At 46.0% G+C, this 10,462-nt stretch carries 10 protein-coding genes; 9 read left to right on the top strand and 1 reads right to left on the bottom strand.

The features are described from left to right. Positions 1–290: 290 nt before the first annotated feature. From VN379_RS09845 to VN379_RS25270, 4 genes are all read left to right on the top strand, one after another. Positions 291–437 carry a hypothetical protein gene (locus VN379_RS09845; RefSeq protein ID WP_325533286.1) on the top strand — a complete coding sequence of 49 codons (147 nt, stop codon included), beginning with the start codon at positions 291–293 and terminating at the stop codon, positions 435–437. A 57-nt stretch (positions 438–494) separates the two neighbouring features. Then, complete coding sequence (locus VN379_RS09840) at positions 495–680, top strand: hypothetical protein (protein WP_325533284.1); 186 nt, start codon at positions 495–497, stop codon at positions 678–680. A 311-nt stretch (positions 681–991) separates the two neighbouring features. Beyond that, positions 992–1,603, top strand: coding sequence for a porin (locus tag VN379_RS09835; protein WP_325533282.1), 612 nt, complete (start codon positions 992–994; stop codon positions 1,601–1,603). 29 nt (positions 1,604–1,632) lie between these two features. Next, positions 1,633–2,076: a hypothetical protein gene (locus VN379_RS25270; RefSeq protein WP_325533280.1), complete on the top strand. Its 444-nt coding sequence runs from the start codon at positions 1,633–1,635 to the stop codon at positions 2,074–2,076. 97 nt (positions 2,077–2,173) lie between these two features. Here VN379_RS25270 and VN379_RS09825 read toward each other — a convergent pair whose 3' ends face one another. After that, a complete protein-coding gene (locus VN379_RS09825; protein WP_325533278.1) occupies positions 2,174–3,367 on the bottom strand; it encodes a pyridoxal phosphate-dependent aminotransferase in 1,194 nt (397 codons plus the stop codon). 123 nt (positions 3,368–3,490) lie between these two features. On the opposite strand from VN379_RS09825, the gene VN379_RS09820 reads away from it, so the two are divergent. The 5 genes from VN379_RS09820 to VN379_RS09800 all read left to right on the top strand — a co-directional run bounded on the left by VN379_RS09820 (position 3,491) and on the right by VN379_RS09800 (position 10,394). Beyond that, positions 3,491–5,359 carry a sigma 54-interacting transcriptional regulator gene (locus VN379_RS09820; RefSeq protein ID WP_325533276.1) on the top strand — a complete coding sequence of 623 codons (1,869 nt, stop codon included), beginning with the start codon at positions 3,491–3,493 and terminating at the stop codon, positions 5,357–5,359. 211 nt (positions 5,360–5,570) lie between these two features. After that, positions 5,571–6,974 carry an FAD-binding oxidoreductase gene (locus VN379_RS09815; RefSeq protein WP_325533274.1) on the top strand — a complete coding sequence of 468 codons (1,404 nt, stop codon included), beginning with the start codon at positions 5,571–5,573 and terminating at the stop codon, positions 6,972–6,974. Positions 6,975–6,991: 17 nt separating this feature from the next. Further along, positions 6,992–8,296, top strand: coding sequence for a (Fe-S)-binding protein (locus VN379_RS09810; protein ID WP_325533272.1), 1,305 nt, complete (start codon positions 6,992–6,994; stop codon positions 8,294–8,296). Positions 8,297–8,331: 35 nt separating this feature from the next. Beyond that, positions 8,332–9,597 (top strand): SLC13 family permease, encoded by a 1,266-nt coding sequence (locus VN379_RS09805; RefSeq protein ID WP_325533270.1) that lies wholly within the window; start codon positions 8,332–8,334, stop codon positions 9,595–9,597. A gap of 29 nt (positions 9,598–9,626) precedes the next feature. After that, positions 9,627–10,394, top strand: coding sequence for a sugar phosphate isomerase/epimerase family protein (locus VN379_RS09800; protein WP_325533268.1), 768 nt, complete (start codon positions 9,627–9,629; stop codon positions 10,392–10,394). Positions 10,395–10,462 lie beyond the last annotated feature (68 nt).

The raw sequence follows: 10,462 nt of genomic DNA, 5'->3' as shown, positions 1-10,462 counted from the left end.
ATATATAGCTCTCGGCATAGTTAGGGTGAGTATGACAGCGGTCAATAGTAAGAATTTTACAAAAAATACCTTTGAATTATGGCCAGGGAGCGGAGAATCATTTCTAATTTCCTCCATTTATAGAACAAATATTCTGTGCCATGCTGTATTTTAAAGGGTGAAATGTTTTCTTTGAAGGAGTTTGTCTGATGCTGGAGTATTTTAAAAAAGGGATCTGCTATGGGAATAAAAGGATTTTGTTTTTGCTCTGTTTCTTAGCAGTATAATACTTTCCAAAAGGAGGAATAATTTTGGATTATCAAGTAACCAAAACTTATAAAATGAGTGATTGTTTTCAAATTATATTGCCAGAAGAATTGAACGTTCGTCAACCTGTAATTTTGATAGCCAAATCGACTGATCACAAATTTCAGGTAGAGGTAACAGCTTACCAGTAACCAAGAAAAAAACAGTAAAATCCGGTACAGTATGAGAATGAGTATTATAAATCTGTCATGAGCCTGATTGATTCCAAAGCCGAAAGTGCCCAGGTCGGTAGTACGCCAACAGAACCTGCCGGCAAAGTTATAGACATCATGGCCGCGCTTGAAGCCAGCATTTCGGCGATAAAAAACAGGAAAAACCCAAGAAAAAGAAAACTGGTTAATTATTATTATTTATTGCAGGAAATTACAAATTAGTGCCTAATATTCCATATAAGGAGGCGGTATTATGGCACATATGCGTAATTTTCTTTATAAAAGGCCTGATACGGTAGAACCGTGGCCTTTGTGGGGTAGGTTATTGTTTTGGATAATATTATTAGGAGCAATAGTAGATTGGATACTGTAAATAGTTAAAGCCCCTGGCGTTGTGCTGGGGGCAAATTTTATAAATACAATTATAATAGTTAAGATTTTTCAGTTAAATTAATCATCGAGATTATTAAACGACACTTTTTGACAATGCGGCATGGTAAAATTGTAATTAATTTACAAGGGAGGTCATGTCCATGAAAAAAATATTATTAGTTTTAGTCATTATTTTAGCTATGTCCAGTGTTGCTATGGCTGCACCAGTGACAAATCTCGAGAAAGGGGAGTCAGCTGTAGGTTACCTGTATTGGAATCCCAATGTGGATGCTTTTGGCGGTGATTTTGGCAACGCTAGCGCTAGCGGGTTTTATGTAGAAACTGCCGTTTCCGATAAGGTAATTATTGGCCTTGAAACAATTAAGGGAGATAAGTCAAAAACTATCTCCGGAATTAAAGCAAAAGTTGATACTCGTTTCACAGACTTAACAATTCAGTATAAACTGGATAACAATATCCGGTTAATTGCAGGAAACCGTAATTATGATACTGATTTTGCTGCCGCTGGCGTAGGTTCTTATAGTAATTCATCAGATAAATTTTTCTATGGAGTCAGCGCCTCAACCAGCTTAGGAGATAAGGCTACTGCTTACGCTGCCGTAACACACAGCTCTATCGCTACCGAATGGCAAATCGGTGCTAATCAAAACTTAACTAAAAACTTGGACTTAAACATTAATTATCGTTATTATGATCAAGATGATGACTTAACTTTAAAAGGTATTGGTGCCGGGCTTATTTATAAGTTTTAATAATTAAGGAAAAGAGGAACTGCCCTGTAATGGGCGGTTCTCTTTTTTTGTGGGGCCCTGGCGTGTGCCGGGGCTTTGTTGATAGATCAGCTAACTGCGAGTTAATCTATTCTGTGTGTCAGTGCACCATGGTTAATTGGCGGCTTTGCCAGTCATGGCTGTATCTGCCATGCGCAATCATGATTCAGAAGAACTATATGAATGGGTACCTTGTGGGTACACCGGTTAATATTGTTGGTCCGAAGCCGAAAATCGATCGGGTGTTGCGGCGGGGGACTGTCGGCCCGGATGTTGTCAGGCTGCAGCTCAGGTTGGTTGAATTAGGGTATCATCAGGAACGTGCGAAAGGTACTTCGGCAAAGATACCGAGGCCCCGCTTAGGGCTTTTCAATGGGATAACAGATTGCCGGAAACAGGGATTACTGATGAGAAAACTTTGCTATTGCTTAAAATGTAACCTAAATAGGAAATAAAAACAGGCTCTCACTAGTTTTTTGCTAGTAGAGCCTATTTTAGAGAGGAAACTGGTATCAGGAATCGAAATAGAAAGATAATAATCAGCTACAGCGTTTACTTAGGGGTTCGTAGTGCCTTTTCGATTCTTTCCAGGCCTTTTATAATGATCTCGCGGTTGGTTGCATAGGAAAGACGGAGGTATTCCTGCTTCTCGCCGGCATTCTGTGCCCCAAACGCAGTGCGGGGCAAAACGGCGACATCCCCGTTATAGAGCAAGTGTTGTTGCAGGGCTTTGCTATTAGATAAGCCTAAGCGACTGCATGCCTCAGTAATATTAGGGAAAACATAAAATGCGCCTTTCGGTATTTTGCATGAAACCCCGGCAATGCTGTTTAAGCCAGCGACAATTAAATCACGTCTGGCTCTAAACTCACTGATCATGCTGTCGACGAAATTCTGCGGACCGGCTAACGCTTCCAGGCCGGCATACTGAACAAAGGTATTTGTGCATGACTCGCAGTTGGTAATCAGGCGGGCAATTTGTATGGCTAATTCCTGGGGCATAACCCCGTAGCCTAGCCGCCAGCCGGTCATAGCATAGGTCTTGGAAAAGCCGTCAAGGATGATTGTTCTTTGCTGCATGCCAGGCAATGAGCTAATGCTGGCAAAGGTGTCATCATAGGTGATTCGGCTATAGATTTCATCTGACAGGACCCAGAGGTTATGACGGCAGGCCAGTTCGGCAATCGTTGTCAGGTCTTTGGCTGTTAACATGCCGCCGGTGGGGTTATGAGGACTATTAAGGATAATAAGTTTAGTTCTTGGTGTGATAAGTTTCTCCAGCCCGGCAGTATCCAAACTGAAATCCTTTTCTTCAAGGATGGGGGCAGGGACAGGTACTCCGCCGGTGAAGCGAATCACTGATTCATAGATCGGGAAGCCGGGGTTAGGGTAAATGACCTCATCGCCTGGATCGATCAGCGCATGCAGGACGTAGTAGATGATTGGCTTACCTCCAGGTGTTACAACTACTTCATCGGGATAGGCCCGGATATTGCGGGTAGCTGAAATATAACCGGCAATCGCCTCTCTGAGTGGTAAAATTCCCGCTGAGGGGCTATAATGAGTAAAGTTACCCCGGATGGCCTGAATACCTGCTTGTTTAATATTGTCCGAAGTGTTAAAGTCCGGTTCGCCGATGGCAAAACTAATGATATCACGACCGGCGGCTTTAAGACGATGTACCTCACTAAGGACTTCAAAGGCGTTTTCAGTACCGAGATTACTTAAACGTTTTGCGAGTTTCATGGGGGTAATTCCTCCTGGTTTTTATGCATTGCATAATGTGTACAGATATGTATTCGTGGTATTGTACAAGAATCCTTCCTCGAGAAACAATTTCTTAAGTATGCGACAACAGGAGAATGCAAAATGGCTGATATCGTGTTTATTTCCCCCAGTAGAGAGGCAGCAGCCCTGGCAGTCAGCCTGACAGCCGAGCTGAATGATATTAACGTTGTTACGGCCCGCCTGAGCGAAGGTGTTAAGGCAGCCCAGGCAGCAGTGCAAAATGGCGCGCGCGTGCTCATTAGCCGGGGGCTTACCCATCATATGATTTCTGAGAAACTACCCCATATACCGCTGGTAGAGGTTGAATTTAGCGGTTACGATATTCTGCGGGCTTATCTTGAAGCACAGCAAACTGCCAAACCGATAGCTATTGTTGATTCCAGTGCGATTATCGAGGGGGTCGGCAGTATTGAGGACATCCTTGGGGTTACTGATAAAAGTTTAAAAGTGGTCATTGAGAGGTATCAGGATTATACCCTTGGTATTGAGCGGGCAGCAGCAGCCGGGGCGGTCTGTATTGTTGGCAATCAGGCTGTAGGGCAGCGGGCTGCTGCCCGGGGGTTGACCGGTATTATTATTAGCTCAGGCCAGGAGGCACTTAACCGTGCTTTTATGACTGCCAGGCATCTCTTGGCAGTTGAACGTTTGCGGGATGCTAATGTGCAGCAAATTGAGACTATTATTAACTCTGTCGATTACGGGATCTTAGCGATCAACAAGGAAGCCGGCATTACAGCAGTAAACAGTGAGGCGGAACGGATATTAAGCCTTGCCCGTTCCGACAGTGCGGCAAAGGAAAACCTGATTGCCAGATTGCGTCAGTGTATGGACGCCGGGGACCGGCAGTTTGGTGCCATTGAGAAGATTGCATCAGGAGTGGAGGTAGTAGCCAACTACCAGTCTATTATTTCCAATGGTGAAGTCATTGGTGGTGTGGCTACCCTTCAGGAACTACGGCACTTCCAGGCAGTTGAGCGCAAAACCCGGGAAGAGTTGGCTCGTCGGGGGCGGGTGGCAAAATATAATTTTTTTGACATCAAGTCTGAGTCACCGGTAATGCTTACTGCGATTGCTGATGCAAAACACTTTGCCAAGTATGATGCCACCGTACTTGTTTTAGGCGAGACGGGGGTAGGTAAAGAGTATTTTGCTCATGCCATTCATTTGGCAAGCAGCCGGAAAAATGGCCCTTTTGTGGTTGTGAATTGTGCGGCTATCCCTGAGAATATCTTAGAGAGCGAGTTGTTTGGTTATACCGAAGGCGCTTTTACCGGTGCCAAGAAAGGTGGGAAAACCGGTCTGTTTGAACAGGCTCACGGCGGCACGATATTTTTAGACGAAATTGGCGAGATGTCGGAAAACCTGCAGGCCAGGCTGCTCCGGGTGCTGCAGGAGCATGAGGTATACCGGCTGGGTGATGAACGGGTAACACCGATTGATATTCGCGTGATCGCAGCCACTAACCGGGACTTGCACGCGATGGTGCAGATCGGTAAGTTCCGGGAAGATTTATATTACCGGCTTGATGTCCTGACTGTGGAAATACCGGCGCTACGGGAGCGTAAAGCAGATATTGAAGCGTTTGTGCAGCTTTTTATTGCTGAGTTTAATGCAAAATACCGCACCACGATCGAAGGGATTGAGCCGGAGGGGCTTAATCAGCTGCTGCAATATGACTGGCCTGGCAATATCCGGGAACTGCACAATATTATTGGCAGGCTGGCAGCACAGGCTGCTGATGTCACCATTTCCGGGAGTGATGTCAGAAGGGTGCTGAAATACCGGTTGCGCCCCCCTGCGGCTAATGAATTTAGTTCAAATTCACGCTCTGTTAATGAAGCTGCCATTAAGGAAGCGTTAGTGAAAACTGAGGGCAACAAACAAAAAGCAGCTGAGCTGCTCGGTATAGGCAGGGCGACATTGTGGCGGAAACTCAAGAATATGAATTAGTGTATCACTGACTGAAAAGGGAAACAGTTTCAAATGAAACTGTTTCCCTTTTCAGTCAGAAAATTTATGCAGGACAATAAAGTGTACGTTCAGAATTTATCATAGTTCAGAGGTATAATTTTTGAAATTTTATTCCAGCTGTAGAATTGGCATGTAAATTGCATTAGAAAAGATTGAAAGACTTTTCAAAAAAAAATGGGAGGTAGCTGGTTTGAACAAAAATCACATTGAACAACTAGTAAAAATTGCCGGGCAGGATAGAATCTGTACTGAGCAGGCTGACCTGATGTGTTATGCCTACGATTCTTCTTTGGATTCTCAATTGCATAAGTATATGCCTGCTGCTGTCTTTACACCGAAAAACGCAGCAGATGTTTCCCCGGTATTAAAGTATTGTAATGAACATAACATCTCCGTTACTGCCAGAGGGGCAGGAACCGGGCAATGTGGTGGTTCGGTCGCTATGGGCGGTGGTCTGGTCATCGACCTGTCGGCCCTTAATCAGATTGTTGAAATAGACACTGACAATCTGCAGGTTATTGTTGAGACTGGTGTTGTTCATGCTGATCTCAATCAGAAGCTGGCAGCGCTTGGATTTTCCTTTCCGCCGGATCCTGGCAGCACGAAGATGGCAACTATTGGTGGCATGATTTCCTACAATGCCAGTGGCATGCGGGCCATGAAATATGGCACAACCCGCGAGTATGTGTTAGGTTTGGAAGTGGTGATGGCTGATGGCCAGGTGATTACTACCGGTGGTATGAATTGCCGTTCACTAAAAACTGCCTCCGGCTATGAACTGACTAAGCTGTTTGTTGGTGCCGAAGGTACATTGGGCCTTATTACCAAAGCCCGCTTAAAAATTATGCCTTTGCCAGAGAAAAAAGGGATTGCTGTAGCCTCTTTCGCAAAACTGGGGGATGCCGGCAAGGCGGTTGTTGAGGTATTCCGCAATAAGATTGTGCCTTCCGCTATCGAAATTCTTGATAAGTCGGCTATTAAGGCGGCTACTTTGTACAAACCCTCTATCAAGCTGCCGACAGATGCTGCCGCTGTATTGTTTTTTGAGGTTGATGGCCCACCGCCTGGTGTCACCTATCAGGCCCAGAAAATTGCCGAGGTATGTAAATCTATTGCACTGGAAGTCAATTGGACTGATGATCCGGCGCAGGTGAAAACCCTGTGGGAAGCCCGCAGTGTTGTTGGTGCAGCCAGCGGTCGGGTGCGGCCGGGAGCTACCAGGGTATATATCGGCGAAGACATTTGTGTACCGATAACCAATGTTGGTGCTGCTCTTGAAGGCATTCAGGCAATTGGCGAAAAATATAATACTATTATTGTAACCTATGGTCATGTGGCTGATGGTAACTTCCACTCAGCACCGGTTATCGATCTGGACAGCCCCGATGAGATTGAACGGGTGCAAAAGGTCGGTGATGAAATCCATGAAATGGCCTTACGGCTAAATGGCACAGTAACTGGTGAACATGGCATCGGTATTGTACGCGCCAAATACATGGAGCGGGAACACGGTCCGGCCCTTGATGTCATGCGGACAATCAAAAAGGCCCTTGATCCCAAGAATATATTAAATCCTGGTAAAATGGGACTATAAAAAGGAGGTGAGAAAATATGAACGCGGATGCATTACGCAAGCTTGTTAACCAATGTGTGCGGTGCGGCCAATGCCGGTCGGCGTGTCCTGTGTTCCAGGAGATCAGCGTAGAGTCGGGCGTTGCCCGGGGTAAACTGGCACTGCTCAGGAGTTTCCTTGAAGGCAAGGAAGTACCTGAGGAAGAACTTCAAGGTATGTTGAGTAAGTGTTTATTATGCAAGACCTGTGGCTCGCAGTGTCCCAGCGGGGTAGCGGCCGATGAACTGATACTGGCAGGCCGTGAACTTATGGCAGAAAAGAAAGGTCTTTCGCCTGTTAAGAAAGCCGTCTTTACCTTGCTGAAGAACCGGAAAGTGTTTGATCTTTGCCTGAGCATGGCTTCGCTTGGTCAGGATTTTGGTATCAAACGTCTGCCTGGCAAGCGGCTTGGCGCTATTTCACGTTTTCCTATGCCGGGACTTGCCAGACGCCGGGTTATTCCGCCTTTTGCGGATAAGTCACTCAGAAAACAATATCCTGAAGTCATTAAGGTCAATCAGCCCAAAGCAAGGGTAGCTTTTTTCACAGGTTGTATGGCCAACTATATTTATACTGGCTCAGGCAAAGCCGCTATTGATGTGTTACTTGCCAATAACATCGAGGTTGTACTGCCTAAGAAGCAGCATTGCTGTGGTTATCCGGTATTTACTTCCGGTGATGCAGAAGACGGTCGCTTACTGGCCAGGCATAATATTGATGTCTTTTCAGAGTTAGCAGTAGATGCTGTTATCACTATATGTGGTTCCTGCGGCAGCGCCTGGCGCCATGAATATCAACGGCTTCTGGCTGACGATGCCGCATATCTGAAGAAGCTTGAGGCTATTTCCCGTAAAACCTATGATATAGCCGAGTATCTGACTGAGGTTATGCCGATAAACCAAAAAGATTTAGGTGAGGTTAATGCCCACATCACCATTCATGACCCTTGCCATCTGGGGGCCAGAGGTATGGGAGTAACCAAGCAGGTTCGCCAACTGCTGTCCGCTATCCCCGGTGTTAAGATTTCTGAGATGAAGGAACCGGGACGATGCTGTGGTTCAGGGGGCAGTTTCAATCTGGGGTACTATGATATATCACGTGGAATCAATGATCATAAAGTGGCTGATATTGCGAATACTGGCGCCGATATGGTTGTTACCGGCTGTGGCTCCTGCCGGATGCACCTCATTGACGGCCTGGTGCAAAATAAACAGGAACACAATGTAATGCATACGATTGAACTGTTGGCGCAGTCTTATGCCGCTAAGCAGGCCGGCAGTAAAATCAAGAAAAACATTTCCTGAATATGTAGCATTATAAAATAATGGAGGGTAAAATAGTGGATGTATCTGTATTATCATTAGTAGCATTGTTAATTGCTATCATCGTTAGCTGCATTTCGCCTAAGAACATCGGGATTTTGGCCATTGGCCTGGCGTTTATTGTCGGTCATGTAATGGGCGGTATTAAGCCTGACAAGATTATTGCCGGTTTTCCGCTCAGTCTGTTCATGACGCTGGCCGGGGTAACCTATTTATTTGGTATTGCTCAGGTGAACGGTACCATTGACAAAATTACTAAGTATGCTGTTAAAGCAGTGCGTGGAAATGTCGCCCTCCTGCCTATTGTTTTATTCTTTGTGGCCTTTGGCTTGTCGGCTATCGGCCCGGGCCATATTTCCATCATTGCTCTGATGGCACCTGCCGCAATGCTGCTGGCTGAAGAGGTTGGCATATCGCCGTTCCTCATGGCTCTTATGGTTGGTAACGGCGGCCAGGCCGGCGCGCTTTCGCCAATTGCACCTGCCGGTGTTATTGCCAATGGTCTGTCAGCTAAACTGGGCTTTACCGGTATTGCCTTTCCTCTGTTTTTTAATACCTTCATTGGGCACTTTGCGGTGGCTATGCTGGCGTATGTGCTGTTTGGCGGTCTGAAGCTGTGGAAACAAGGTGCTGCAGGTAATTCCAAGGCAAATGCTATTGCTAATATTAAGGTTGATGCTTTTACCAAACAACAACTTATGACCCTTACCGGTATTGGGGTGCTCATGGTATTGGCTTTAGGTTTCAAATTTGATGTTGGTCTTACCGGGTTTACCATTGGCGCTATCCTGACAATGCTTAATGCTGCTGATGAGAATCAGGCAGTAAAAAGCATGCCGTGGAATACGATCCTCATGGTCTGCGGTGTAACCGTGCTTGTCGGTCTCATGAAAGATGTTGGTGGCATGAAGTTGTTCTCCCACCTAATTGCTGAGTTTTCAACCCCCAACACGGCAACCCTGGTGGTTGGTTTTGTTGCCGCAGTTATTTCAGCGTACGCCAGTACTTCCGGCGTTATTATGCCGGCCTTCATTCCTTTAGTACCTGATTTGGTAGCTAAGATGGGTGGTGGTGACCCACTGGCCATTATTTACAGCATAGTATTGGCTGGTCACTTGGTAGACGTCAGCCCGTTGTCAACAACCGGTGCCCTTCTTATTGGCGCTGCCGGCCCGAAATCAGACAAGCAAAAACTATTCCGCAGTATGCTTATCTGGGGCTTTGCAATGGCTGTTGTCGGCTCGGTATTAAGCTGGCTGTTCTTCACCGTACTCAAAGTGTAAATTGCTGAATAACTGACGGAGGTAATCATATGACGCTCATAATAAGTGCTGCAACCTGGGATAAAGAACTAAAATCAGGCATGCGTCAGGAAGCATTAATCCCCTTAGCCCGCGAGGCCGGGTGCGCAGGTGTTGAGTTTCGGCCATATTGGCAAAATATTGAGGAAGAGATCCCGCAAATCAGAAAAGCTTTGCTAGAGAATAATCTGGTGTGTGCTTATGCTTCGAATGAGGCGCTGCTGGCCGGATCGCAGCAAGAAACACTGCAGGCGATTGATTCACTGAAAGCGGGTGTATTGCTTGCTGACCGTCTAGGCGCAAAGGTGTTGCGGTTTAATGTCGCAAGTGGGGCTTTTGATGTAAGTTTTGTGCATACGTCCTGGTGGGCAGATGCCATGAAACAAGTGCTTGAAGCAGCTAAGTCGCTGGGGATCGTCCTGGCTGTCGAGAATGGTCCGGATGCTCAGAAAGGCAATCCGCAGGTGTTTAAAGAGATATTTGCGGTACTGCCTGAACTTGAGTTAACCTATGATACCGGAAATTGGCTTTATGCCAACACTAAGCCTGAAGCAGCCTTAGACTGGTTTCTTCCCCGGGTGGGCTATGTTCACCTAAAGGATATCATCTGCGAGAATGCTGCTTTGAAACATGGTCATCCAGGCACAGGTATTGTTGATGTAAAAGGATTAAAAGAACGTATTGAAGCAAGTGGTTATACCGGTATTTTTGCACTGGAATTCCCCGGTGGCGATAAGCCGATGGAACGTGTCTTTAAAAGCTTAGCGTATTTAGGTTAATAAAATGAACCCCTGGATGCCTGAGGCGTCCAGGGGTTTCTACCAAATATTCATTGACAAAAAAGTCC

It is taken from the genome of Sporomusa sp. (genome assembly GCF_035561255.1).
GTDB lineage: Bacteria > Bacillota > Negativicutes > Sporomusales > Sporomusaceae > Sporomusa.
Note: the sequence above shows the minus strand (reverse complement) of the source record. Positions and strands in the feature narration are given on the sequence as shown.